The organism is Stutzerimonas sp. C6.4V, assembly GCF_058536345.1.
This window is the reverse complement of record NZ_JBZUBM010000001.1, coordinates 1,444,763-1,470,293: the sequence shown is the minus strand read 5'-3', so window position 1 is coordinate 1,470,293 and position 25,531 is coordinate 1,444,763. Positions and strand designations below refer to the sequence as shown.

The following is a 25,531-nucleotide window of genomic DNA, read 5'->3' as shown; positions in this document are numbered from 1 at the left end:
GCAGGTAGCCGAAAATACTCTGGGCTCTACAATGAAAAAAGCACTCAGCGCCTCCCTCGTTTCCGCCCTTCTCGCCACTGCCGTCAGCGGCGCATTCGCTGCTGAAACCGAATGGCCCACTCGCCCGGTACAGGTCGTCGTCATCGCCAACGCTGGCGGCGACACCGACTTCAACGCCCGCACCATGGCCAAATACTTCACCAAGCTCACCGGCAAGGCGATGGTTATCACCAACGTCGCGGGTGGTGGTGGCACGCTGGCGGCCGAGCAGGTCAAGCAGGCCGATCCGGACGGCAACACCATCCTTTTCACACATACCGGACAGATGATCGTCAATGAGGTAGCCGGCCTGACCGAAGACAGCCTGGACGCCTTCGACATCTGCTGCATCGCGGGTGTGGACAAAGGCACTGTATTCGTCGCCTCGAAGAGCTCAGGCCTGAAGTCTCTTGAAGACCTGATCTCCAAATCAAAGGCCGAGCCGAGCAGCGTTACCTACGGCACCGAGATGGGCAGCTACTCCCACCTGCAGGGCCTGATGTTCGAAGGCCTGACCGACACCAAGCTGAAAATGGTCGACGCTGGCACAGTCTCCGAGAAAGTCGTCGCCCTGCTGGGTGACCGTATCGACCTGGCCGCCATCAGCTACGGCTCGGTGCAGGACTATGTGACTAGCGGCGAGATGGTTGCCCTGGGCCAGCCCAACGAAGAGCGCAATCCGTTGCTCGGTGACGTGCCGACGTTCAAGGAGCAAGGCGTCGACTTCGTCATGGAGAAGCCCTACATCGTGGCGTTCCCGGACGGCACCGATCCGGCGATCATCGAGAAGATGTCTGGCATCGTGAAGCAGATCACCGAGATGCCTGAATACGAGGAAGAACTGCGCAAGACCTTCAAGCAGCCTGTCAGCTATTTCGACACCAACCAGTCGGTTGACCGCCTGAAGAACACGCGTGAGCAGTTCATGCAGTACAAGGACGAACTGCGTCAGAGCAAGTAACGCCCGCGCCACGATGCCGGGTGTAGCCGCTGCGCCCGGCAGCCTTTCCTCTGAATCGAGAGCCGTCCCATGGATACCTACAAGAGAAAGGAGTTACTGGTTGGAGCCCTGATGCTGGGTGCCGGCCTGTTCTACCTGTTCCTGACGATCAATCTTCCGCGCAAAGGTTTTATCGACGCTTCCACCGTGCCCTACGTGCTATCCGTTGGGCTGTGCCTGCTCGGCGTTCTGCAGCTGTTGGCGGCGACCAAGGCGACCCAGCCACCAACCGATGCCGATGCGGACGCCGACCCGTCTGCTGCAACGCCACCGGACTATCCCACCGTGCTAAAGACGCTCGGATTGATCGCGGTCTATGTTGCCCTGCTGCAAAAGGTCGGTTTCCCGATCATGACCGTGCTCTATCTGTATGCGCAGTTTCTCGTCATCACGCCCCGTGAGCAGAAGGTCAACCACATCAGCTACATCATCATCGCCGTCGTGACCTCTGCGGCCATCTTTTACCTCTTCCGGCAGGGCTTCGATCTGATGCTCCCAACCGGCTTTCTGAAAATCTAGGAGACGGCCATGTTCGAATTACTGCAGGCCGGCTTTGGCGCGGTTTTCTCGCCGTACATCTTCATTCTGATCACGCTTGGCGTTGCCGTTGGCATCGTCTTCGGTGCGGTTCCCGGGCTTTCGGCGACAATGGCGATCGCCCTGTGCTTGCCGCTGACCTACACCATGGGGCCTGCAGCGGGTCTGTCACTGTTGGTGGCGCTGTTTATCGGCGCAACCTCCGGCGGCCTGATTTCAGCCATCCTGCTGAAGATTCCCGGCACGCCCGCCTCCATCGCCACGACCTTCGATGGCGGTCCGATGATGGAAAAAGGCGAAGGTTTGAAGGCGCTGGGCGTCGGTGTGGTGTTTTCGTTTCTAGGCACCATCTTCAGCATCGTTGCGCTGATGTCCATTGCGCCGTCGCTGGCCAAGATTGCCTTGCGCTTCGGGCCCCATGAATATTTCTCCATCGCAATTTTCTCGCTGACGCTGATCGCCACGCTGTCCACCGGCTCGCTGCTCAAAGGCATCTACGCTGGCACGCTTGGCTTTGCGTTTTCCACGGTGGGCATCGCCCCGGTCGATGCCATCCGCCGCTTCACATTCGATTCGCCGAACCTCAACGGCGGTTTTGCCATGCTGACGGTGATGATCGGCATGTTTGCCGTGGCGGAAGTGATCAAGATCGCCGAGACCGGCAGAGCGGCACACAAAAGCAAGATCGCCTCGGTGAGCATGAAGGGCGTGAAAGGCTTTGGTTTCTCCCTGAAGGAATTCTTCGGGCAGATTCCCAACGCGTTTCGCTCTGGACTGATCGGTATCGGGATCGGCATCTTGCCGGGCATCGGTGCGGGCACCTCGAACATCGTGTCCTACATCATCGCGAAGAAGCGTTCCAAGCATCCCGAGCAGTTCGGCAAAGGGGCCGTCGAAGGTGTCGTCGCCAGTGAAACCGCCAACAACGCCGGCATCGGCAGCGCCATGATCCCGCTGATGACGCTCGGCATCCCAGGCGACACCGTGACCGCGATTCTCCTTGGCGGCTTCATGATCCATGGTATCCAGCCTGGCCCGCTGCTGTTCATCAGCCAGGGTGCGTTGGTCTACACCATCTTCGCCGCGCTGATTCTCGCCTCGGTGATGATGCTGGTTCTGGAGTTCTACGGGCTGCGCATCTTCATCAAGCTGCTGGCGGTGCCCAAGCACATCCTGCTGCCGATCATCCTGGTGCTATGCGTGGTCGGTGCCTTCGGTCTGAGCAGCCGGGTGTTCGACGTCTGGACGATCCTGCTGTTCGGCCTGATTGGCTATGGCTTCGTCAAAGGCGGAATGCCGGCAGCGCCGTTCATCATCGGCTTCATCCTCGGTCCCATGGCTGAAACCAATTTGCGGCGTGGCTTGATGTTGTCTGACGGCAACTTCATGGGCTTTCTCACCAATCCCATTTCTGCATTGTTCCTCTTCCTGGCGCTGGCGTCGGTGGCCTGGCACCTGTTCAGTGCGCTGCGTAGCCGAAAAGCGACTGCGGCCAGGCTGCAGGAAACCTGAGTCGGATGTGCCCAGCCTGCCCCGACGGGCTGGGAGCTGTGACGGAATCGAGACCGCGCCTGAGGGCGCGGTCTTTCGTTCAGGCGCGCTTGCCGAACTCCACCTGGGCTTGCGTCCAGCCCGCTATCTGGTCGCTCAGGCTCAGCCCCAAGCCGGGTTGGTCCGGAACAATCATCTGCCCGTCGCGTATCTCCAGGCGCTCATTGAAGGCAGGCTCCAGCCATTCAAAGTGCTCCACCCAGGTTTGGTGCTCATAGGCAGCCGCCAGATGCAGGTGAATTTCCATGACGAAGTGGGGGGCCATGATCATACCGCGCTGTTCTGCGGCATGCGCCACCTTGAGAAACGGTGTGATGCCGCCCAGGCGCGGGGCGTCGTGCATGATCACGTCCACGGCACCCGTGTCGACATAACTCAGGGCTTCGGTGGCGCTGGTGAGCATCTCGCCCGAACCGATGGGCGTGTCCAGCTGGGCTGCCAGCGCGGCGTGACCGGTCATGTCGTGCGCGTCCAGCGGCTCCTCGATCCACTCCAGCTGGTATTGTTCAAGCTCTCGCCCCATGCGCAGTGCAGTGATGCGGTCCCATTGCTGGTTAACGTCAACCATCAGCGGCACGTCATCGCCCAGATGCTTGCGCAAGGCCTCGACGCGCTTGAGATCCAGACGCCGGTCAGGCTGGCCCACCTTTATCTTTATCCCACCGATCCCGTGCTCGAGGGACTGTGTGGCCTTGTCGAGGACTTCCTCGATCGATGCCTGCAAGTAACCGCCCGAGGTGTTGTAGCAAGGCACGGCGCTGCGATGCGCCCCCAGCAATTTGGACAACGGCAAGGCGGCACGTCGGGCCTTGAGGTCCCAGAGTGCCGTGTCGATTGCAGCAATTGCCTGTGCTGCAACCCCGCCGCGCCCTACCGATGCGCCGGCCCAGATCATCTTGCTCCAGAGCCTGGCGATATCGTTGGGATCTTCACCGATCAAAAGCGGTGCGATCTCCTGCGCATGGGCATACTGAGCAGGCCCACCAGTGCGCAGGCTATAGCTGAAACCAAGACCGGCATGCCCCTGCCCGGATTCGATCTCGGCAAACAAGAGCTGGACTCCATCCAGCGGCTTCTGCCGACCGGTCAGTACCTTCGCATCGCTGACCGTGCTGCGAAGTGGCAGGTCGACTGTCCGGAGCCTTATCCAGCAGATGTGATCATTCGCTTGCCTGGTCATTGTTCGCCTCGTGTTCTGGTCAACTCGTATGCCGCCGATTCATGTCATCATACAACTATGGGTGGTCTGGCAGTCATGTCGGATGGACCAGGCTATTGCCTTGATACTCGACTTTAGTGGTATGTGAATAGCGCCTGACGCTAGATACCGTCGAGGTCCGAGAGCTGGTTAGGGCTCTGGAACCATAAATCTACGGGGATTTAGCGTCAGCATAGGGCTATGGACACGCGTCGAGTGGTCGGGTCCCGCAATAAGAAGAAGATCACCCCACGGGTTGACAAAATTGCAACCCGGCGGAAATAATCCATCCAAGTCATCTGACAACCGATGACACTAAGAATAACAAGCGACGGGCAGACCACAATGACAAGCACGACAACCACTCCCACACCCTTCAATCGCCTCCTGCTGACAGGCGCGGCAGGAGGATTGGGCAAGGTGTTACGCGAAACGCTTCGCCCCTATGCCAAGATTATCCGCCTCTCCGACATTGCTCCCATGGAGCCCGCTGTCGGAGAACATGAAGAAGTCATACCCTGCGATCTCTCTGACAAAGCAGCCGTGCATAAGCTCTGTGAAGGCGTCGATGCCATCGCCCACTTTGGCGGCGTGTCGGTGGAGCGTCCCTTCGAAGAGATCCTCGAAGCGAATATCAAGGGCGTTTTTCACATTTACGAAGCGGCACGCAGGCACGGCATCAAGCGTGTGATCTTTGCCAGCTCCAACCATGTCATTGGTTTCCACAAGCAAACCGAGAAGCTTGATGCCAGTGCTCCCCGCCGTCCGGACAGCTACTACGGTTTGTCCAAGTCCTACGGCGAAGACGTCGCCAGCTTCTACTTCGACCGCTACGGCATCGAAACCGTCAGCATCCGCATCGGCTCCTCGTTCCCCGAGCCACTCAACCGCCGGATGATGGCCACCTATCTCAGCTACCGCGACCTGACGAACCTGATCGAGCGTTCGCTGTTCACTCCGGATGTAGGTCACACCGTCGTCTATGGCGCGTCGGCTAACCGTGACGGCTGGTGGGATAACCACATGGCTGCGCACCTGGGCTTCGAGCCGCAGGACACCTCCGAAGTGTTCCGCGAGAAAATCGAACAGCAGCCACCTTATGCATCCGATGACCCGGCCCTGATCTACCAGGGGGGCGCCTTCTGCGAGGCAGGTCCGTTCGACGACTGATGCTCTCCGCCACGCCGCGAAAAACAACAAGAGAATCGCCATGGCAACAAAAGCAGAACTGATAGTCGATGCACGAAACGCTACCGGAGAAAGCCCCGTCTGGGTGGCCTCCGAGCAGGCGCTGTATTGGGTCGACATCCCTAACCGCCAGCTGCTCCGCTGGAAGGCGTCGGACGCCTCGGTGACGCGCTGGACGGGCGAACAGATGATCGCCTGCATCGCTCGCCGCGAGGGTGACTCCGATCGTTGGGTTGCAGGCATGGAGGACGGCATCTTCGATATCGTCCCGCAGGATGACGGAACGCTCAGCGCTACCCGTCTGTCCAGCGTCCAGCATGGTCACGGCGGAATGCGCTTCAACGACGGCCGCTGCGACCGTCAGGGCCGCTTCTGGGCTGGCACCATGGTCATGGATATGGCTGCAGGTATCTCAGCAGGCGCGCTGTACCGGCAAGATGGCGCTGCCAGTACCGATACCCTCACCGCCCTGCTTAGCGACTTCATCGTGCCTAACGGCCTGGGTTTCAGCCCGGACGGCCGCACCATGTACCTCTCCGACTCGCACCCCAGCGTTCAAAGCATCTGGGCCTTCGACTACGACATCGACAGTGGTACGCCCAGTAACCGGCGCCTGTTCGTCGACATGCACCAGCATCCTGGTCGCCCCGATGGCGCAGCGGTGGATGTCGATGGCTGCTATTGGATCTGCGGTAACGATGCCGGCCTGGTGCACCGTTTCACGCCCGACGGCCGCCTCGATCGTTCCCTGGAGGTCCCGGTTAAGAAACCAGCCATGTGCGCCTTTGGTGGGCCTGGCCTGGACACCTTGTTCGTAACCTCCATTCGCCCTGGCGGTGATCTCTCCGAACAGCCATTGGCTGGCGGTGTGTTTGCCCTGCAGGCCGGCGTTGCCGGACTGGAGGAACCCCGCTTCCGATAATGCTTCACCCCAAGGACAGGGCTCGCAGTGGCCCGGTCTACACGCTCGCGACGTTGCATACCAACAACAACAAGACGGAGATTCACATGAACTTCAAACGCAAGCTGCTCATCGCTGCACTTCCCCTCGCCTTCTGCCTGTCCAGCTCGGTTTATGCCGAGATGACCCTGAAGATCGCCGAGATCCACCCGGCCGGCTATCCGACCGTCGTGGCTCAGGAAAACATGGGCAAGAAGATCGAAGAAGCCACCAATGGCGAACTCAAGTTCCGCATGTTCTCAGGCGGCGTGTTGGGCTCGGAGAAAGAGGTGGTCGAGCAGGTCCAGATTGGCGCTGTGCAGATGACCCGCGTCAGCCTCGGTACCCTCGGCCCGGTCGTACCGGACGTCAACGCATTCAACATGCCTTTCGTGTTCCGTGACCATGCGCACATGCGCAAGGTCATCGACGGGGAGATCGGCCAGGAGATCCTCGACAAGATCACCAACTCCGAATTCAACATGGTCGGTCTGGCCTGGATGGATGGCGGCGTTCGTAACCTTTATACCAAGGAGCCGGTTCGCAACCTCGAAGACCTCAAGGGCATGAAGATTCGCGTCATGGGCAACCCCCTGTTCATCGATACCCTGAACGCCATGGGCGCACAGGGTGTGGCGATGAACACCGGTGAGATCTTCAGCGCCCTGCAAACCGGTGTTGTCGATGGTGCCGAAAACAACCCCCCGACCATGCTTGAGCACAACCACTTCCGTGCCGCGAAGAACTACTCGCTGACCGGTCACCTGATTCTTCCAGAGCCGATCGTTATTTCGAAGACGACCTGGAACAAGCTCACCCCAGAGCAACAGGAGATCGTCAAGAAGTACGCCAAGGAAGCGCAGATGGAAGAGCGCAAGCTGTGGGACGAGAAGACCGCCAGCAGCGAAGCCAAGCTCAAGGAAGAAGGCGTCACCTTCATCGAAGTGGACAAGAAGCCCTTCTACGATGCGACCGCTCCGGTTCGTGAAAAGTACGGCGCTCCCTATGCCGAGCTGATTCAGCGCATCGAAGCCGTCCAGTAAATCGCTCCCTCTGAAAAACCTCGCGGCGACGGCTCTCGTCGCCGCGCTTGTGGTGAAGTCTGATGAAAAACACGCTGCTGCGCGTCAATGACGCGATCTACAAGACCTGTATATGGGTCGCGGGGCTGGCCATCGTGGTCATGTCCATGATCATCCCCTGGGGGATCTTCGCGCGCTACGTGCTGGGCACCGGAGCCGGTTGGCCAGAACCCGTGGCTATCCTGCTGATGGTTATCTTTACTTTTCTTGGCGCTGCGGCGAGCTATCGCGCCGGCGCGCATATGGCGGTGACTATGTTCACCGACCGTCTTCCGCAGTTCCTGCATCGCCACGTGGAGCTGCTGGTCCAGCTATTGATGGGCACCATCTGCCTGTTCATGACCATCTGGGGCATCAAGTTGTGCATCGCGACCTGGAACCAGTTCATGAGCACCCTGCCGACCCTTCGCGTAGGCATCACCTATTCCCCGATTCCTGTCGGCGGAGCAATCACGCTGCTGTTCGTACTCGAACGCCTCGTTTTTGGCGATCAAAGCCATCGACGTGCGGTCGATTACGAGCTGGTCGAAGACAGCAAGGAGGCCGTGTAAATGGACGCGCTCATTCTTCTCGGCAGCTTTGCCGTCCTGTTTCTACTGCGGATGCCGGTGGCATACGCGCTAGGCCTTTCCGCCCTCATCGGCGCCTGGTGGATCGACATCCCCTTCGATGCGGTGATGATTCAGGTCGCCGGCGGCGTGAACAAGTTCTCTCTGCTGGCCATTCCGTTCTTCGTGCTGGCTGGGGCGATCATGGCCGAGGGCGGTATGTCGCGCCGGCTGGTGGCATTTGCCGGGGTTCTGGTCGGGTTTGTTCGCGGCGGTCTGTCGCTGGTCAACATCATGGCCTCGACCTTCTTCGGCGCGATTTCCGGCTCGTCGTTGGCCGATACCGCATCGGTCGGTTCGGTGCTGATTCCCGAAATGGAAAAGAAGGGCTATCCGCGTGAATTCTCCACGGCGGTAACCGTGAGCGGCTCGGTGCAGGCGTTGCTGACTCCGCCGAGCCATAACTCGGTCCTCTACTCCCTTGCCGCTGGCGGCACTGTGTCGATCTCGTCCTTGTTCATCGCCGGCATCGGCCCCGGCCTGCTGTTGAGCGCCGTGATGATGACCATGTGCCTGATCTTCGCCCGCGTCCGCAACTACCCCAAAGGGGACGTAATCCCGCTCAGGCAGGCGCTGAAGATCTGCGTCGAGGCGCTCTGGGGCCTGATGACCATGGTCATCATTCTGGGCGGCATTCTGTCGGGCGTGTTCACGGCGACCGAGTCGGCGTCAATCGCGGTCGTATGGGCATTCTTCGTGACCATGTTCATCTACCGTGACTACAAGTGGCACGAGCTGCCGAAGCTCCTGCATCGCACCGTCCGGACCCTGTCCGTGGTGATGATCCTGATCGCATTCGCTGCAAGCTTCGGCTACATCATGACGCTCATGCAGATCCCGTCGAAGATCACCACGCTGTTCCTGACCCTGTCGGACAATCGTTACGTAATCCTGATGTGCATCAACCTGATGCTGCTGGTGCTTGGCATCCTGATGGACATGGCACCGCTGATCCTGATCCTGACGCCGATACTGATGCCAGTCATCACTGGAATTGGTGTCGATCCGGTGCACTTCGGCATGATCATGCTGGTGAACCTGGGCATCGGCTTGATCACTCCTCCGGTGGGCGCGGTACTTTTCGTTGGCGCTGCGATCGGCAAGGTTACGATTGAAAACACCGTGAAGGCGCTGCTGCCCTTCTATGTCGCCCTGTTCATGGTGCTACTGGCCGTCACCTATATTCCGGCAATCTCCCTCTGGCTGCCAAATCTGGTGCTCTAGCAGTCATCACGCGTAGCTACGCCGCCCCACCCGGGCGGCGTTTTGCTTTACAAGCCTGTGAACGATTCATGCAACGAAACGACGAACAAACACCGCTGCTACTGCAGCCGGCGCCCACTCATTGTGATGTCGCCTAGGACAGGATTGATCCGATGCACACTGCCGCACCCTTTCCACGCCATATCGCTGCTTTGATCCTGGCCACTTTGGCCTGCTCGTTCGCGGCCAACCATATCGCCGCGCGCATTGCCTTCGATCACGGCACCGGTCTGTTGCTGGCCATGCTTTGTCGAGCAGGGGTCACGTTGCTGGCTTTGGCTGCGCTTGTGTTCTGGCGGCGCGAGTCCCTTCGCTTGAGCGGTGCTACGTGGCGCTGGCAAATCCTGCTAGGGCTGCTGATCACGATTCAGAGCTTCTGCATCTACTCGGCGGTAGCCCGCATACCCGTTGCGCTGGCTTTACTGGTGGTCAACCTTTCGCCCATCCTGCTTGCATTGCTCACGTGGGCGCTCGGCGGCCCGAGACCGACCCGCCACGCGCTGGCAATCATGGGCGTGATTCTGGTCGGCCTCGTACTGGTGCTGGACGTTCCCACACGCCTAATGACCAGCGAGGCGCCTGATGCTCAATGGACCGCCGGTATCCTGTTCAGCCTTACCGCAGCGGGAGTATTCGCGCTGGCGCTGTGGGTCACCGAGCATAAGCTCTCGAGCATGGCCGGGTCGGTGCGGAGCATGCTGACGCTGGTGTTGGTCTTTGGCGCTTCTGCCATGCTCGGCGCAAGCGGCCTTATACCAGGTGGGCTAGGATTGCCCAGCGCGACTGTCGGCTGGATCGCATTGGGTTGCCTGGTACTTCTGTATGGCGCCGCCTTCTCCACGCTTTTCATCTGCATGCCACGGCTGAACATCGCCCGCAATGCACCCGTCATGAACATGGAGCCGGTCGCTGGCATGCTGCTCGGCTGGTTGGTGCTTGGCCAGTTGCTGGCCCCCCTGCAGATACTGGGCGGGCTCATCGTGGTGGGCGGTATCGTCCTGCTGGCTTATCGCAAGAACTGAGCAAAGCGCACCAACGGCAGGCGCGCGGGGCCGGGCATCAGCCATGGGCCCAGAAGTTGCCAACGGTCCATGACACAGTGGCCCACTGGCGTGGTTCGAAATCGAGAGCGTAGATCAGTTGCCCTTGTCCGTCTCGGCCTCTTCGTGGGCCTGACGCAGGCGCTCACGGCTGTTGGTCAGGTGCAGACGCATTGCAGCTCGGGCGGACTCTGCATCCTGACGTGCAATGGCATCGTAGATCTGCTCGTGCTCGCGGCCGAGGCGCTGTTGATAATGCGGCTGATCGTCATGGGCCAACCGCGCCGAGTTAAGCCGGCTGCGTGGAATGATCGCCGTACCCAGGTGGTTCATGATGTCGGTGAAGTAGCGGTTCCCCGTGGCTTCGGCGATTTGCAGATGAAACTGGAAATCAGACACCGCGGCTTCACTGGAAAGCGCTGCACTTCTTTGCAGCGAATCCAGAAAGTCCCGCATAGCCTTTAGCTGCTCGGGTGTCCGCCGCTGTGCCGCAAGGCCGGCGGACTCGACCTCCAGGCTGATCCGCAGTTCGAGTATTGATAACACGTCGCGTAGCGTCCCGATGGTGGCCGGGTCGATCCGCAAGCCGGTGGTGCTCGGCGTATCGAGTACAAAGGTACCAATGCCATGGCGAGTCTCAACCAGGCCAGACGCCTGAAGACGCGAGATTGCCTCACGTACAACCGTCCTGCTCACCCCCTGGGCCTGCATGATTGCTGACTCCGTCGGCAGCTTGTCGCCGCGTTTGATGACGCCGTCGCGGATCTGCTGCGATAGCTCGGTCACCAGTTCCTGTGCGAGGCTGCGGTGCTTACGGCGGACACGTGGCTGGGCGATCTGGTTTTCCATGGACACATTGATCTCTATGAAGCGGACTGATGCCTATCATAGCCCAAGCGGTTGTACGATAACTATCGCAAGCCCCCTCATTGACACGGCCTAACCATTCATCCAGATACCTCATGGTTCCCAGCCCTTTCCTATACTCACCGGGTCACCCACTCGGAGATGAATCATGCACCGCATACTTCTATTTGTTGCAGCCGCAGCGATCGCAGCGCCTGTTTGGGCAATGCATTGCCCGATGGACATGGCCAAGATCGACAAGCAGTTAGCGAGCAACCCGCCAAGCGATCCGGCAACGCTGGAGAAGGTAAAGGATCTACGAGCGGAAGGAGAGCAGCTTCACAAAGCAGGCGATCACGCTCAATCACTTCAGGTTCTGGAGCAGGCACAGGCGTTGCTCGACTCCGCACAATAACCGTAGCCATCGGACGGCCCAGCGATATGCTGGCCGTCCGCGCTAGGGTGGGTTGGCCCCGCCGGAACATCTGACTCTCAGCTCCTTTCGTTCGAAATCCTCCTCGCTGCTAAGGGTGTCGTAACCATCGGGACAGATTTCATTCGCCCGAGTCTTGCATCCTGGCCGCCCTTCTACCTTGTCACAGGCGAGAACGTACTCGTCGGTCTGCTGCGCCGGTCGGACGACTTCGAAAGCACTGCAGCCGACCAGCGTCAGAACGGCTCCTACAGCAACGCTAATGTGATAAAGCGTTTTGTTCATTGGCTATCGCCTCGCTCGACGTGCAACACCGATGCGCTAGTTGCCTACCCCGTGTAAGCCCTAGCTGACCCGCTGTGGCGAATTCGGATGATTTCGCCTAGCTCGTGCTTCGCTTACCTTGCTCTCCAGTAGCGCAGGATGCGCAGCGGGACAGGGAAGCCGGTTAGGGATCATTCGCAGGAATGCGAATCTGAGGACAACGGAACGACTGGCTAGACGCCTACAGCCCCGCCACGTACGGGGCTTTTTATTGCACCGTCGCTAACGCGGGTTCGGCGCGTCATCCAGTTCCGCACTATCAGGATCGACGTCAGGCACGCCCTTCATCACTTCCCTTTCATCGGGATTGTCTTGTGGCGGAGTACCGTTATTGCCAGGCAACTCGTCCACGCCAGCTTCATCGCCAGGACTGACATCCGTCCGCTCGGATCCTAGGGGTGGTGGCGAGCCGGGTATAACCACATCATCTGGACCGGCACGTACGGCTTCTGAAGCGTCATTATCCCGGGTGGTTAGATCTTTTGGCTGGTTGCCCATCGCTCCATCTCCTCCGCGCAACGATATGTTTACTCCAGTTAAGAGGAGTGTGGCGACCCTGCGTTCACGATGATGCGCTGCCACTGGTCACATACAATGCGTAACGGTTGCCAGCAGATGCCGTTAAACGAAAAAACCGGCTGCGATTGCCGGTTTTCGATACAGACTTATGGCATGTCCCGATGGTGCCCGGAGCGGGAATCGAACCCGCATACCCTTTCGGATGAGGGATTTTAAGTCCCTTGCGTCTACCAGTTTCGCCATCCGGGCGGGACGGAGATGCGCGATGGGAATCGCGGCGCAGGACTATAACCAGCCACTGGCCGAGGCGCAACCCGAACGGGCAGGCTTTGCCTCTGTGAAGCTTTGGCGGAGCATGATCGCCATGCTTAACCTCAGCGAGGCCGGAGGACATCAATGGCGCCGACGCACACCGACAATCAGCCAGAACACCAGCCCAAGGATGGGGAAAATAGCAATGCCTAACGCCCAAAGGGCTTTGGCCCCAACGGTCCGTTCGCTTTTGAACACGCTTATGATTGCAAGCAGATCCAGCACAATCACCGCACCGACTAGCGCAATTGCGAGGTAACTCATCGCGTCTGACATGGAATGCTCCGTTGGTAGACTCTCCATGTTTCAGTCACCGACGGGGGCGATACAGTTCCGGGCCAGAGCGAACCGGTGCCGCTGACAACCAGCAGAAAGACCGTGGGAGCGTTAGGAAAATTGAAAACATAAAAAAACCGCAAGCTTGCGCTTGCGGTTTCTTTATTAATGGAGGCCGATGTCGGAATCGAACCGGCGTACACGGATTTGCAATCCGCTGCATAACCACTCTGCCAACCGGCCTCAAAACGAAGACGCCGCATGCAGCGGCGTCATCGTCAACAAACTGGAGCGGGAAACGAGACTCGAACTCGCGACCCCGACCTTGGCAAGGTCGTGCTCTACCAACTGAGCTATTCCCGCGTCGTCTTGGTGACGGGCGCCATTCTATAGTTTCCAAACGCCCCGTCAAGCCTTTGATTAAAAAAGTCTTTATTTCTTTTCTGCAGGGCTCAGATGAGGCCAGGCGGCAATCAGGTAATTAACCATCGACCATAGCGTGAGGGCTGCCGCAACGATCAGCAAGGCATAGCCCAGGGTTACCCAGAGCGAAGCAAGCGGTGGGTTTGCCAGCAGGATGATGAGCGCCACCATCTGCGCTGCAGTTTTCCATTTGCCCAGGTTGGACACTGCTACCTGCGCCCGGGCGCCAAGTTCAGCCATCCACTCGCGAAGAGCCGACACCACGATCTCACGACCGATGATGATGGCCGCAGGAAGGGTCAGCCAGATATTGGCGTGCTCTTCAACCAGCAGCACAAGAGCCACCGCGACCATCAGCTTGTCGGCGACCGGATCGAGAAAGGCTCCAAACGGCGTGCTCTGCTGGAGTCGGCGGGCTAGGTAACCATCCAGCCAATCGGTAAGCGCTGCAATCGTGAAGACGGCACTGGTCGCCAGGTAGCTCCATTTGAAGGGAAGATAGAACAGCAGAATGATGATAGGGATCAGCAGTACGCGTATCACCGTGAGGATGTTTGGGATGTTCATCGATACCACTGATCAGCGAAATTAGGGGTGATTCTACTCACTGTGCAGAGCGGCATAAATCGACTCGGCAAGCTTTTTACTGATGCCTGGCGCCTTGGCTATTTCGTCGAGACTTGCGCGGCACAGTTCTTGAAGACCACCGAAATGCTTGAGCAGTTCGCGGCGTCGTTTCGGTCCGATGCCCGCAACTCCCTCCAGTGTCGAGGTAGTCCGTGCCTTGCCGCGTCGTGCGCGGTGACCGGTGATCGCGAAACGGTGTGCCTCGTCGCGCACCTGTTGGATCAAATGAAGCGCGGGCGAGTCGCCCGGGAGGGTAAATTCGTGAGCCGCATCATTCAGGTACAGGGTTTCCAGACCCGGCTTGCGGGTCACGCCCTTGGCTACACCAAGCAGGATCAGGTCGGGGACGGCCAGCTCTTCCAGCACTTCCCGAGCCATGTTCAACTGCCCTTTGCCGCCATCCACCAACAGGATGTCGGGCAGCTTCCCCTCGCCTTCGGCAGCTTTCCTGAATCGCCGCGATAGCGCCTGATGCATGGCGGCATAGTCGTCTCCGCCGGTAACCCCTTCGATGTTGTAGCGCCGGTAATCGGATTTCAGCGGACCCTCGGGTCCGAACACCACGCAGGAAGCGACCGTCGCTTCCCCGCTGGAGTGGCTGATGTCGAAACATTCGAGGCGGGTCGGCAGTTCTTCCAGTTCCAGCGCATCGGCCAACGCCTGGAAACGGGCGGCCAAGTGTTGCCGGTTCGCCAGTCGCGCGCCGAGTGCCTGCTCGGCGTTGGTTAGCGCCAGTTGCTGCCAGCGGGCACGGGTCCCACGCACACGGTGGGTAATGGTCAGCTCGACATCCCGCAGTTCGCTGACAGCGCTGATCAGGGTGTCAAAGTCCTCGTGGACAGCATTGACGATCAGCTCGGACGGTAGATCACGCTCCATCGAGCCGAGGTAATACTGCTCCAGGAACGCTTGTAGCACCTCTGCAACGCTTTCCTCGATGGCGACCTGTGGAAAGAAGTTCTTGCTACCAAGAACCCGGCCGCTGCGCACGCTGATCAGATGTACACAGGCTCCACCCGGACTGACCGCCGCCGATACGATATCGACGTTGCCACTGCCGCCTTCCATGCTCTGCTGATCCTGCACGCGTCGCAGGATGCCGATCTGATCGCGGATCTCTGCGGCGCGCTCGAAGTTCAGTTCCATCGCCGCCGTTTCCATGCTTCTGGAGAGTTCATCAGCCAGCGCATTGCTGCGCCCTTCCAGAAACATGATCGAATGCCGGACGTCTTCGGCATATTCCTCTGGCTCGACGAGACCAACGCAGGGTGCCTTGCAGCGTTTGATCTGGTACTGCAGGCAGGGTCGGGTGCGATTGCGGTAATAGCTGTCTTCACACTGACGGACAAAAAACGCTTTCTGAAGCAGGCTCAGGCTTTCGCGGATTGCACCGGCGCTGGGATACGGGCCGAAATACCGTCCCGCTGCTTTCTTCGCGCCGCGGTGGATGCTCAGGCGTGGGAAGTCTCCGCTTGAGAGAAACACGTAGGGGTAGGATTTGTCGTCGCGCAGCAGGATGTTGTAAGGCGGTCGCCACTGCTTGATGAGTGTCTGCTCGAGCAGCAGCGCTTCGGTCTCGTTGGCCGTAATGGTCGTTTCGACCTGAGCGATCTTGGCAACCAGCGCGGCGGTTTTCGGCGCCTGCCCGGTTTTGCGGAAGTAGCTGGCCAGACGTTTTTTGAGGTTCTTCGCCTTGCCGACATAAAGCAGTTTGGCATCGGCATCGAACATGCGGTAGACGCCGGGGCGCCCGCTGCAGGAGGCCAGAAATGCAGATGAGTCGAAGCCAGTCATCAATTGATGGTGTCGACCATGCCGTGCCGGACGGCAAGCAGTGCCAGTTCGACGTCACTGGTAACCGAAAGCTTCTCGTAGATCCGATAGCGATAGGTATTGACCGTCTTGGGCGACAGGCAAAGTTTGTCTGAGATGGTCTGCACCTTCTGGCAATTGGCGATCATCAACGCGATCTGAATTTCCCGCTCGGACAGCAGGTCGAACGGTGAGCCGTTGACCTTGGGCTGGAATGATTTCAGCGCCAGTTGCTGGGCGATTTGAGGGCTGATGTAGCGCTGCCCGGCGAATACCATGCGGATCGCCTGGACCATCTCCTCCAGCGCAGCGCCCTTGGTCAGGTAACCTGCAGCGCCCGCCTGGAGCAGCCGGGTCGGGAACGGATCTTCCTCGCAGATGGTCACCGCAATGACCTTGACGTCCGGGTGACTGCGCAAAAGCTTGCGTGTGGCTTCGAGACCGCCGATGCCGGGCATCTTGACGTCCATAAGCACCACGTCCGGCTTCAGTTCGCGGCATTTCCTGATCGCGGCTTCGCCGGATTCCGCCTGGCCGATTACCTGCAGGCCATCGATGTCGGCAAGCATTCTTGAAATGCCTGTGCGTACCAGATCGTGGTCATCGACCACCAGCACCCTAATCAAGCAGACACCTCTTTCAGTGCAAATTCAAAGCTGGCTGGCTGCTCGCTTCATAAGCGGCGAACTTTACCAAATACTTACCGCCATACCCAGACCGCACATCAGGCGCGGTTAATTGAAATCAAGCCAGCATGCTGCTGCAGCCAAAAGTCTGAACGCAGTTGGCTACACGCGAGTCTGACACCAATCAAGTCAGTCGCTATAAGTGGTATCGCCCTTGATCGAGAGTTTCGTCGCCGCCCTTGTCCTGGCCACCGTGCATATGGTTGCAGGGCGCCTGCGCAAGCTCAACCGCCTGCCCCGAAGCCGCTGGCTTTCGATGGCAGGCGGGGTATCGGTGGCCTATGTGTTTGTGCACCTGTTGCCTGAGTTGGCGCGCGGGCAGGAGGTGATCGACAGCAGCGAAATTCGGTTTCTCAGCTTTCTCGAGCACCACGCCTATCTGCTGGCACTCTTGGGTCTCGCGGCGTTCTACGGGCTGGAACGACTGATCAAGCAGCATCGGCGCAAGCTGAAGGATCAGGAACAGCCCCACGCGGGGGTGTTCTGGCTGCACATATCGGCGTTTGCCGTCTATAACGCGTTGATTGGTTACCTGCTGGTCCATGGCGAGAGCAATACCACCACGACGCTGGTGCTCTACTGCATCGCGATGGGGCTGCATTACCTGGTCAACGACTTTGCGCTGCAGAGCGACCACAAGGCATTGTTCAGCCATCGAGGACGTTGGCTTCTGTCAGCCATGCCGCTGGCCGGCTGGGCGCTGGGTATGGCAACGGAAGTATCAGAGTTGGCCGTATCGGCGCTGACTGCGTTTGTCGGCGGATCGATCATCCTCAATGTTCTGAAGGAGGAGCTGCCGGAAGAACGGAACAGCCACTTCGGGGCTTTTCTGTCTGGTGCACTTGGCTACTCCGTGCTGCTGCTCAGCTTTCAGAATGGATGATAGCGGCGGTCAGTGCGCTAGACCCCGGTTGTACCAATCACGGCTGCGGTTGACGGCGCTGACCAGCCAGAGCATGACCGGCACTTCGATAAGTACACCCACAACGGTGGCGAGCGCCGCGCCGGAGTTGAAGCCATAGAGGACGATCGCCACCGCCACTGCCAGCTCGAAGAAGTTCGACGCACCAATCATTGCCGAAGGTCCGGCGACATCGTGACGCACCTGCAATTTGCGGTTCAGCCAATAGCCGAGCCCGGCGATAAACAGCGTCTGCAGGAAAATCGGCACTGCCAGCATCGCAATGATCAGAGGCTGCTCGACGATGGACTTGCCCTGGAAAGAGAACAGCAGGACCAGCGTCGCCAACAGCGCAATGATTGAAAACGGCGTGCTCCGGGCCAGCGCTGCCTGAAATGCCGCCTCCCCTACTCGCAGCAGGCGTGCGCGAATGAACTGGGCGATGGCCAATGGAATGACGATGTACATCAGTACCGACAGCAGTAGCGTGTCCCAGGGCACCGGTATGGATGAAACCCCTAGCAACAGGGCCACGATGGGAGCAAAGGCGAACACCATGATCAGGTCATTCAGCGCGACCTGGGTGAGCGTGAAATTGGCATTGCCGCGACAGAGATTGCTCCAGACGAACACCATTGCCGTGCATGGCGCTGCGCCCAGCAGGATCAGCCCGGCCATATAGCTGTCCAGCTCCCCCGCAGGCAGCCATGGGGCGAAGACGTGCTTGATGAACAGCCAGCCAAGGGCCGCCATGGTAAAGGGCTTCACCGCCCAGTTGATGATCAGCGTGATGCCCATGCTTGCACGCTGGGCATACACCTCGCGCAGCGAAGAAAAGTCGATCTTCATCAACATCGGAATGATCATGATCCAGATGAGCAGCCCGACGGGGATATTGACATGCGCGACCTCCAGGGCTCCCACGGCCCGGGCGGCTGCCGGCGCGTACAGCCCGAGCAGGGTTCCGGCACCGATGCAGAGAAACACCCACAGCGTCAGGTAACGCTCGAAGAAGCCGAGCGGTGATCCCTCGGACGCTGTATTGCGGGCGCTTTTGCAGTGATTGGACATGAGAAGACGACCTTGTTCGGTGATTGGTTACGCCGTGCCCTGGAGACAGGGCACATGACGATTGCTGAAGGCTGCTCAGGCAGCATGCAACGTTGGCGCGAGGCGATCGGCTGCCACGCATGCTTTACATCATATTCGCCAATCCATATATTCGGAACACCATATCTATCCATTCGTACTGGCCAATGAGCGAGCAATTGACACCGACTACCGTCTTCAAATGCCTGGCAGACGAAACCCGCGCAAGGATGTCCTTGCTGATCGCGCGCGAGGGCGAGTTGTGTGTGTGCGAGCTGACGGCTGCCCTTGAGGAAGCCCAGCCCAAGGTGTCCCGCCACCTGGCGCAGCTTCGCGCCTGCGGCCTGTTGCTGGACCGCCGCCAAGGCCAGTGGGTCTATTACCGACTGCATCCGGATCTACCGGACTGGGTAGCAAAGATTCTTCAGACCATCCTGGCCGCCAATACAGGGTGGCTTGACCCAAGCTGCGAGCGTCTGGCAGCGATGCGCAGCCGCCCCGGACGCACCGGCATCTGCAGCTGACTTCGAGGAGAACCCATGCCCAACGAAGGCCCCCTGTTGCCAACACTGCCCAATATCGATGAGCAGCTGTTCGAGCTGCCTGACCCCTCTCGACTGGAACAGCCCGGTGACGCGGCTCATGCGCCACGAATCCTGCTGCTCTACGGCTCCACTCGAGCGCAATCCTTCAGCCGCTTGCTTGTCGAGGAAGCCGCAAGGCTGCTGCAGCAGCTAGGTGCCGAGACGCGTATTTTCGATCCGTCGGGTCTTCCTCTACCGGATGATGAGCCAGACAGCCATCCCAAGGTGCAGCAGTTGCGCGATCTGATGCAGTGGTCCGAAGGGCAGGTATGGTGCTCACCCGAACGGCACGGCTCGATGAGCGCCGTGTTCAAGGCCCAGATCGATTGGGTGCCGCTGGCAATGGGCGCGGTTCGACCAACCCAGGGCAAGACCCTGGCGGTCATGCAGGTCTGTGGCGGCTCGCAATCGTTCAATGTGGTCAATCAGCTGCGGGTTCTGGGACGATGGATGCGGATGTTCACCATTCCCAACCAGTCCTCGGTGCCCAAGGCATTTCTTGAGTTCGATGATGACGGTCGCATGAAGCCGTCGGCCTTCTATGACCGTCTGGTTGATGTCATGGAAGAGCTGGTGAAGTTCACACTGCTCCTGAGAGGCCGCCAGGACTACCTCGTAGACCGTTATTCCGAGCGCAAGGAGTCGGCGCAGGCGCTATCACAGCGGGTCAATCAACGTTCGCTCTGATTGACGACTGCCCTACGAAGGTGGCGCTTCAGTCGCCAGGACATAGCCATGATCAAGACATTCGCCCTCTTCACCCTTACCGCTGTTGCAGAAATCGTCGGCTGCTATCTGCCGTACCTGTGGCTGCGCCAGGGCAAGAGCGCCTGGCTGTTGTTGCCGGCTGCGCTGTCGCTCGGTCTGTTCGCCTGGCTGCTGTCATTGCACCCGACCGCTGCCGGGCGCGTGTATGCGGCCTATGGTGGCCTGTACATAGGCACAGCGATCCTGTGGCTCTGGCTGGTCGACAAGATTCGCCCCACCGGATGGGATCTGCTGGGTTCGGCTGTCGCCCTGCTGGGAATGGCCATCATCATGTTAGCGCCGCGTCACGGCTGATCATTTCAACTTTTATCGAGGACACCTCATGACCCTCAAAGTCGGTATCAACGGTTTCGGGCGCATCGGCCGCCTGGCGCTTCGCGCGGCCTGGGACTGGCCTGAGCTGGAGTTCGTCCGGATCAACGATCCGGCTGGTGACGCGGCAACCCACGCCCACCTGCTGAACTTCGATTCGGTACACGGCCGCTGGCAACACGAAGCTGGCAGCGATGGCGATTGTGTCGTGGTCCATGGCAAGCGAATCCGGGTGTCGGCAAACAAGGCTATCGCGGACACCGACTGGTCGGATTGTGATCTGGTTATCGAGTCCAGTGGCAAGATGAAGACCGTCGCCGTGCTTCAGGGATATATCGACCAGGGTGTGAAACGCGTCATCGTCAGCGCCCCCGTCAAGGAAGCCGGGGCGCTCAATATCGTCATGGGCGTCAACGACCAGCTGTTCGACCCGGCGCAGCACCGCATCGTCACGGCAGCCTCCTGTACTACCAACTGTCTGGCCCCGGTCGTCAAGGTGATCCATGAGCAGCTGGGCATTCGCCACGGTTCGATCACCACTATCCATGATCTGACCAACACCCAGAGCATCCTTGATCAGCCGCACAAGGACCTGCGCCGCGCCCGGGCATCAGGCATGAGCCTGATTCCCACCACGACCGGCTCGGCCACGGCCATCGCCGAAATCTTCCCCGAGTTGCGCGGCAAGCTGAACGGCCATGCCGTTCGAGTGCCCTTGGCCAATGCCTCGTTGACCGATTGCGTATTCGAGGTCGAACGCTCGACCACGGTCAAAGAGGTCAATCGCCTCCTCAAGGCGGCTGCCGAACAGGGACCGCTCCGGGGCATCCTTGGCTTCGAGGAACGGCCACTGGTGTCCATCGACTATCGTACCGATCCCCGTTCCTCGATCATTGACGCGCTGTCGACCATGGTGGTCAACGGTACCCAGGTCAAGCTCTACGCCTGGTATGACAACGAGTCGGGCTACGCCAATCGCACCGCAGAACTGGCCCGCAAGGTCGGCCTTGCCTGAGGTCTGTCTGGCGCGCCAGTCGCGTCGGGTGGCGTTGTTACTTTGTTCAGAGGCACGCTATGCCGCTCTCTCCAGCCGTTCGCCAATACCTGATCGTCACGGGAAATTACTGGGCCTTTACCCTGACTGACGGCGCCCTGCGCATGCTGGTTGTGCTGCATTTCCATTCCCTGGGTTACACCCCTCTGCAGATCGCCGCGTTGTTTCTGTTCTACGAAGTGTTCGGCGTTGTGACCAATCTGGTTGGCGGCTATCTGGGCGCCCTGCTCGGGCTGAACCGCACCATGAACATTGGCCTGGCGCTGCAGGTGGTCGCGCTGCTGATGCTGACGGTACCGGTCGCCTGGCTGAGCATTCCTTGGGTGATGGGCGCGCAGGCGCTGTCCGGCATCGCCAAGGACCTGAACAAGATGAGCGCCAAGAGTTCGATCAAGCTGCTGGTGCCAGACGATCAACAAGGCAGCCTGTACAGGTGGGTAGCACTGCTTACCGGGTCGAAAAACGCACTCAAGGGCGTCGGCTTTTTCCTGGGCGGCGCCCTGCTTGCCGGTATCGGCTTCCGCGCCGCACTGGCCAGCATGGCCGCCGCGCTGGCGCTGGTCTGGGTGGCAAGCCTGGTGTTGCTGAAAAAGGATCTGGGCAGAGCCAAGGCAAAGCCTAAGTTTCGTGAAATGCTGTCCAAAAGCCGCGCGATCAATGTGCTTTCGGCCGCTCGGTTGTTTCTGTTTGGTGCCCGTGACGTCTGGTTCGTCGTTGCGCTTCCCGTTTATCTTTCGACGGTGTTCGGCTGGGACTTCTGGCAGGTCGGCGGGTTTCTAGCCGCCTGGGTCATCGGCTACGGCATCGTCCAGTCTCTGGCGCCTGCGATCACCGGCAAGAAGAGCGGACAGGTTCCTGATGGTCGCGCCGCGTTCGCCTGGGCGCTCCTGCTTGCAGGGTTGCCCGCAGCCATTGCGCTTGCCTTGGGCACGCAGCTGGCCCCGCAGGTTGTGGTGATCGGCGGTCTGTTGCTGTTCGGAGCGGTGTTTGCGGTCAACTCGTCACTGCACAGCTATCTCATCGTGTCCTACGCGAAGGAAGACGGGGTATCACTGGACGTTGGTTTCTACTACATGTCCAACGCACTGGGACGCCTTGTTGGCACGCTGTTGTCCGGCTGGGTCTACCAGGCACAGGGGCTTGAAGCCTGCCTCTGGGTGTCCGCGGCGTTCGTGTTGCTGGCAGCAATCATATCGGTCGGGCTGCCCCGGCATGATCAGGCTGGCATCTGACACCAAGCCTCCTGCACGCCCAGAGATGGGGCTCCCTAGGTTACCGCTCACCGCCCAACAGATGGCTCAAGACCGAACGCAGCTTGCCGGCCTTGACCGGCTTGTTCAGCACGGGCACACCGAAACCCTGAAGCTCGCGGCGACATTGGTCGCTGCGGTCAGCGGTGATCATCACCAAGGGAATCTGCGAATCGAAGTGCGCGCGCAGCGCTTGTGCCACATCCCAACCGGTCAGGCCCTGGTCAAGATGGTAATCAGCAAGGATCAGCTCGGGTGGTTGCCCACCCAGCACAGCCATAGCCGCAATCTCATCGGTTGCGGTCAGCACGTGGCAACCCCACTGTTCGAGTAGCGCCGCCATGCTGTGCAGGATGCTCGCCTCGTTATCGATCACCAGCAGTCGACGACCAGGCAAGGTATCGCCCGGAACGGCCGCGGCTGTCTGCCCAGTGACGGGTAATCGCTTCGGCATGTCGGCCAACGGCACGTCGATACTGAAAACCGAGCCTCGGCCAGGCTGAGAGCGCACCAGTATGCGGTAATCGAGCATGCTGGCGATCCGGTCCACGATGGCCAGGCCGAGGCCGACACCGGCGCGTTCGGAGGCGCGCTGCACACCGAGCTGATTGAATTCCAGAAAGATTGCCTGCAACTGGTCAGCCTCGATGCCTCGGCCTGTATCCCAGACTTCGATCCGCAGCTGGTCGCCACGCTTGCGTGCCCCCAGCAGAACCCGGCCGCTATCGGTGTAACGGCAGGCATTGCTGAGAAAGTTGCGCAGGATACGGGTCAGCAAGCGGAAGTCACTGCGCAGCGCATAAGCCGGAATGTAGTGATCGAAGCCGAGCCCCTCGGCCTCGGCAACCGACTGAAACTCCGACACCAGTGGTAGCAATACCTCATCGAGACGGTACACATCGAGGTCAGGCTTGATCGCCTGCTGGTCGAGCTTGGAGATATCCAGCAGATCGGTGAGCAGGTCTTCGGCGCCTTCCAACGCCTGATGTGCCCGCTCCACCAGGTTTCGCTCGCTGTCCGCCAGGCCGCGCTCGCGCAGCGTCGAGATCAGCAAGCGCGCCGCATTGAGCGGCTGTAACAGGTCATGGCTGGCAGCAGCCAGGTATTTGTCCTTGCTGTGATTGGCGGCCTCTGCGGCGTCGCGGGCCTTGCGCAGCTCCAGGGTCCGCTCGGCGACGCGTTGTTCAAGTTGTTCGTTGAGCTGCAGCAAGCGCTTCTGGGCCAGCTTGCGTTCGGTGATGTCGGCGACGAAGCCTTCCACCAGCCCGTCCTCCTCAGCTTTGAGCAGCAGGTTCATCATCACATCGATGGCGCTGCCGTCCTTGCGCCGCAGGCGGGTTTCATAGCCGAACAGACCCTGCTGGCGACCAAGCGTATGGCGAATCTCTCGGAGCTCTTCCTCTCCGCCAATGAAAAGATGATGCGACAGATCCGTCAGCCGCCAGAGCGCTTCGGCCGGACTTTCATAGCCGAGCATTCGCGCCAGGGCAGGATTGGTTGCGCGAATGCCCTCCTGCAAGCTGGCCTGGAAAATACCGTGAACGGCGTGCTCGAACAGCCATTTGTAGCGGTTTCGCTCTGCTTCCAGCTCTTCAAGACGGGCTACCAGCTCGGGGTAGTGGCTTTTGCGCGCAGAATGGGTGCCCAGCCCGAGGAGGCCGGCGAGCGCCTCATCCTGTTCAGAGCGCTTCGGCATACACCACTTCGACGTCGCGCTGGGTCGACGAGCGGGGATTGGTCAGGATGCACGGGTCCTGCATCGCATGCTGCGAGAGGAAGGGAATATCGGACAGATCGACCCCGTGCAGCCCCAGTGTTTCATTGAAGCCTATGGCCTGCTTGAGACTGATCAGGTGCTGTACGAGCCGTTCGCGAATCTGGCGGTGATTCAGCCCTCGGCTGTCGATGCCCAGGGTTTCGGCGACCAGCTTGAAGCGATCAGGCGCTGCATCGTAGTTGAAGGCGACCACGTGTTCGACCAGCACCGCGTTGCACAATCCATGCGGCAGGTCGAGGTAGCCGCCCAGACTGTGGGACATTGCGTGTACAGCGCCGAGAATCGCGTTTGAAAAGGCCAGGCCTGCCTGCATGCTGCCCAGCATGATTTTCTCTCGCAGGGCGATATCAGATGGTTTGGCAATCATCTCTACCAGATGGCCATTGATCAGTCGCATCGCCTCCAGCGCATGGGGATCGGTAAGAGGGCCGTGACCAGTGGAAACGAAGGCTTCGATGGCGTGCACCAGTGCGTCGATACCGGTACAGGCGGACAGGAACGGGTCCATGCTGAGCGTGGTTTCCGGATCGATCAGCGACACGTCCGGTACGGCGCCCTTGCTGACGATGGAGAACTTCATTCGTTCGGTCTGGTTGGAGATGATCACGAACTGCGACACATCGGCTGAGGTGCCTGCGGTCGTGGGTATCAGGATCAGCGGGGGGCTTGGCACACGCAGCGTGTCGACGCCTTCGAACTCGTTGATATGGCGGCCGTGTGCCACCGCAATTCCAACACCTTTGGCACAGTCCATAGGGCTGCCGCCACCCACTGCAACGATGACGTTACACCCTTCGCTGCGATAGAGCTCTGCGCCGAGCATGACTTCTTCAGAACGGGGATTGGCCGAGACCTGGGTAAACAGCTGGTATTCGATGCCCTGACGCGCCAGGCTCGCTTGTACGTCCCCTACCCAACCGGCCGCAACCACGCCCGCGTCGGAAACGAGCAAAACCTTTCGAGCACCAAAATTTTTCGCGTAGTTGCCGGCACTGTGGCGACAGCCCGCACCAAACACGATTTCAGGCGACACGAACTTTCGCTGCTGGCTGAGATTGGGGCTCATACGACGGCCTCTCGTTATTGTTTTCA

Annotated in this window: 26 protein-coding genes and 3 tRNA genes; 16 read left to right on the top strand and 13 right to left on the bottom strand. The window is 59.7% G+C overall.

Features of this window, described 5'->3' with window-relative positions; all coding sequences use genetic code 11:
- Positions 1-31 precede the first annotated feature (31 nt).
- The 3 genes from AC4LFW_RS07050 to AC4LFW_RS07040 all read left to right on the top strand — a co-directional run bounded on the left by AC4LFW_RS07050 (position 32) and on the right by AC4LFW_RS07040 (position 3,088).
- Positions 32-1,000, top strand: coding sequence for a Bug family tripartite tricarboxylate transporter substrate binding protein (locus AC4LFW_RS07050; protein ID WP_491818473.1), 969 nt, complete (start codon positions 32-34; stop codon positions 998-1,000).
- A gap of 69 nt (positions 1,001-1,069) precedes the next feature.
- Entirely contained in the window at positions 1,070-1,558 is a 489-nt protein-coding gene (locus AC4LFW_RS07045) for a tripartite tricarboxylate transporter TctB family protein (RefSeq protein ID WP_491818472.1), read from the top strand.
- A gap of 9 nt (positions 1,559-1,567) precedes the next feature.
- On the top strand, positions 1,568-3,088 hold the full coding sequence (locus AC4LFW_RS07040; protein WP_491818471.1) for a tripartite tricarboxylate transporter permease: 1,521 nt from the start codon (positions 1,568-1,570) through the stop codon (positions 3,086-3,088).
- Positions 3,089-3,167: 79 nt separating this feature from the next.
- On the opposite strand, the gene AC4LFW_RS07035 is transcribed toward AC4LFW_RS07040, so the two are convergent.
- Positions 3,168-4,307, bottom strand: a complete 1,140-nt coding sequence (locus AC4LFW_RS07035) for an L-talarate/galactarate dehydratase (protein WP_491818470.1) — start codon at positions 4,305-4,307, stop codon at positions 3,168-3,170.
- A 363-nt stretch (positions 4,308-4,670) separates the two neighbouring features.
- Between AC4LFW_RS07035 and AC4LFW_RS07030 the strand changes: the two genes are divergently transcribed.
- From AC4LFW_RS07030 to AC4LFW_RS07005, 6 genes are all read left to right on the top strand, one after another.
- A complete protein-coding gene (locus AC4LFW_RS07030) occupies positions 4,671-5,495 on the top strand; it encodes an NAD-dependent epimerase/dehydratase family protein (protein WP_491818469.1) in 825 nt (274 codons plus the stop codon).
- Between the two features lie 40 nt (positions 5,496-5,535).
- The gene (locus AC4LFW_RS07025) at positions 5,536-6,435 is read left to right on the top strand and encodes an SMP-30/gluconolactonase/LRE family protein (protein WP_491818468.1); all 900 of its coding nucleotides are present in this window, start codon (positions 5,536-5,538) and stop codon (positions 6,433-6,435) included.
- Between the two features lie 86 nt (positions 6,436-6,521).
- Positions 6,522-7,496, top strand: a complete 975-nt coding sequence (locus tag AC4LFW_RS07020) for a TRAP transporter substrate-binding protein (RefSeq protein ID WP_491818467.1) — start codon at positions 6,522-6,524, stop codon at positions 7,494-7,496.
- A 62-nt stretch (positions 7,497-7,558) separates the two neighbouring features.
- Positions 7,559-8,086, top strand: coding sequence for a TRAP transporter small permease (locus AC4LFW_RS07015; RefSeq protein ID WP_491818466.1), 528 nt, complete (start codon positions 7,559-7,561; stop codon positions 8,084-8,086).
- On the top strand, positions 8,087-9,367 hold the full coding sequence (locus tag AC4LFW_RS07010; RefSeq protein WP_491818465.1) for a TRAP transporter large permease: 1,281 nt from the start codon (positions 8,087-8,089) through the stop codon (positions 9,365-9,367).
- A gap of 152 nt (positions 9,368-9,519) precedes the next feature.
- Complete coding sequence (locus AC4LFW_RS07005) at positions 9,520-10,428, top strand: EamA family transporter (RefSeq protein ID WP_491818464.1); 909 nt, start codon at positions 9,520-9,522, stop codon at positions 10,426-10,428.
- Positions 10,429-10,542: 114 nt separating this feature from the next.
- On the opposite strand, the gene AC4LFW_RS07000 is transcribed toward AC4LFW_RS07005, so the two are convergent.
- Complete coding sequence (locus tag AC4LFW_RS07000) at positions 10,543-11,295, bottom strand: FadR/GntR family transcriptional regulator (RefSeq protein WP_491820153.1); 753 nt, start codon at positions 11,293-11,295, stop codon at positions 10,543-10,545.
- Between the two features lie 166 nt (positions 11,296-11,461).
- On the opposite strand from AC4LFW_RS07000, the gene AC4LFW_RS06995 reads away from it, so the two are divergent.
- Positions 11,462-11,707: a PA2433 domain-containing protein gene (locus AC4LFW_RS06995; RefSeq protein ID WP_491818463.1), complete on the top strand. Its 246-nt coding sequence runs from the start codon at positions 11,462-11,464 to the stop codon at positions 11,705-11,707.
- Positions 11,708-12,271: 564 nt separating this feature from the next.
- Here AC4LFW_RS06995 and AC4LFW_RS06990 read toward each other — a convergent pair.
- From AC4LFW_RS06990 to gacA, 8 genes are all read right to left on the bottom strand, one after another.
- A complete protein-coding gene (locus AC4LFW_RS06990; RefSeq protein WP_491818462.1) occupies positions 12,272-12,400 on the bottom strand; it encodes a hypothetical protein in 129 nt (42 codons plus the stop codon).
- Positions 12,401-12,730: 330 nt separating this feature from the next.
- Positions 12,731-12,817: transfer RNA gene (locus AC4LFW_RS06985), tRNA-Leu, on the bottom strand.
- Between the two features lie 144 nt (positions 12,818-12,961).
- The gene (locus AC4LFW_RS06980) at positions 12,962-13,156 is read right to left on the bottom strand and encodes a PLDc N-terminal domain-containing protein (protein ID WP_491818461.1); all 195 of its coding nucleotides are present in this window, start codon (positions 13,154-13,156) and stop codon (positions 12,962-12,964) included.
- Between the two features lie 169 nt (positions 13,157-13,325).
- Positions 13,326-13,399 (bottom strand) — tRNA-Cys (locus AC4LFW_RS06975).
- A 44-nt stretch (positions 13,400-13,443) separates the two neighbouring features.
- Positions 13,444-13,519 (bottom strand) — tRNA-Gly (locus tag AC4LFW_RS06970).
- Positions 13,520-13,588: 69 nt separating this feature from the next.
- Positions 13,589-14,146: a CDP-diacylglycerol--glycerol-3-phosphate 3-phosphatidyltransferase gene (pgsA, locus tag AC4LFW_RS06965; RefSeq protein ID WP_491818460.1), complete on the bottom strand. Its 558-nt coding sequence runs from the start codon at positions 14,144-14,146 to the stop codon at positions 13,589-13,591.
- A gap of 33 nt (positions 14,147-14,179) precedes the next feature.
- Positions 14,180-16,003, bottom strand: coding sequence for an excinuclease ABC subunit UvrC (gene uvrC / locus AC4LFW_RS06960; protein WP_491818459.1), 1,824 nt, complete (start codon positions 16,001-16,003; stop codon positions 14,180-14,182).
- Positions 16,000-16,644, bottom strand: coding sequence for a response regulator transcription factor GacA (gene gacA, locus AC4LFW_RS06955; RefSeq protein ID WP_491818458.1), 645 nt, complete (start codon positions 16,642-16,644; stop codon positions 16,000-16,002). Before gacA ends, uvrC begins: the two co-directional genes overlap by 4 nt.
- Positions 16,645-16,903: 259 nt before the next feature.
- Here gacA and AC4LFW_RS06950 point away from each other — a divergent pair, with 259 nt between their 5' ends.
- Complete coding sequence (locus AC4LFW_RS06950; RefSeq protein ID WP_491820152.1) at positions 16,904-17,587, top strand: hypothetical protein; 684 nt, start codon at positions 16,904-16,906, stop codon at positions 17,585-17,587.
- Between the two features lie 9 nt (positions 17,588-17,596).
- Here the strand turns inward: AC4LFW_RS06950 and arsB are convergent, their stop codons facing one another.
- Positions 17,597-18,676 carry an ACR3 family arsenite efflux transporter gene (arsB, locus tag AC4LFW_RS06945; protein WP_491818457.1) on the bottom strand — a complete coding sequence of 360 codons (1,080 nt, stop codon included), beginning with the start codon at positions 18,674-18,676 and terminating at the stop codon, positions 17,597-17,599.
- Positions 18,677-18,861: 185 nt separating this feature from the next.
- On the opposite strand from arsB, the gene AC4LFW_RS06940 reads away from it, so the two are divergent.
- From AC4LFW_RS06940 to arsJ, 5 genes are read left to right on the top strand one after another with little or no spacing between them, the layout of a single operon-like run.
- Complete coding sequence (locus AC4LFW_RS06940) at positions 18,862-19,218, top strand: metalloregulator ArsR/SmtB family transcription factor (protein ID WP_491818456.1); 357 nt, start codon at positions 18,862-18,864, stop codon at positions 19,216-19,218.
- Positions 19,219-19,233: 15 nt separating this feature from the next.
- Positions 19,234-19,965 (top strand): arsenical resistance protein ArsH, encoded by a 732-nt coding sequence (gene arsH, locus AC4LFW_RS06935; protein WP_491818455.1) that lies wholly within the window; start codon positions 19,234-19,236, stop codon positions 19,963-19,965.
- Between the two features lie 48 nt (positions 19,966-20,013).
- Complete coding sequence (locus tag AC4LFW_RS06930; RefSeq protein WP_491818454.1) at positions 20,014-20,340, top strand: YnfA family protein; 327 nt, start codon at positions 20,014-20,016, stop codon at positions 20,338-20,340.
- 28 nt (positions 20,341-20,368) lie between these two features.
- A complete protein-coding gene (locus tag AC4LFW_RS06925; RefSeq protein ID WP_491818453.1) occupies positions 20,369-21,373 on the top strand; it encodes an ArsJ-associated glyceraldehyde-3-phosphate dehydrogenase in 1,005 nt (334 codons plus the stop codon).
- A gap of 59 nt (positions 21,374-21,432) precedes the next feature.
- Positions 21,433-22,644 (top strand): organoarsenical effux MFS transporter ArsJ, encoded by a 1,212-nt coding sequence (arsJ, locus tag AC4LFW_RS06920; protein ID WP_491818452.1) that lies wholly within the window; start codon positions 21,433-21,435, stop codon positions 22,642-22,644.
- A gap of 40 nt (positions 22,645-22,684) precedes the next feature.
- On the opposite strand, the gene AC4LFW_RS06915 is transcribed toward arsJ, so the two are convergent.
- Positions 22,685-24,358, bottom strand: coding sequence for a PAS domain-containing hybrid sensor histidine kinase/response regulator (locus tag AC4LFW_RS06915; protein ID WP_491818451.1), 1,674 nt, complete (start codon positions 24,356-24,358; stop codon positions 22,685-22,687).
- On the bottom strand, positions 24,342-25,505 hold the full coding sequence (ercA, locus tag AC4LFW_RS06910) for an alcohol dehydrogenase-like regulatory protein ErcA (RefSeq protein ID WP_491818450.1): 1,164 nt from the start codon (positions 25,503-25,505) through the stop codon (positions 24,342-24,344). Before ercA ends, AC4LFW_RS06915 begins: the two co-directional genes overlap by 17 nt.
- Positions 25,506-25,531 lie beyond the last annotated feature (26 nt).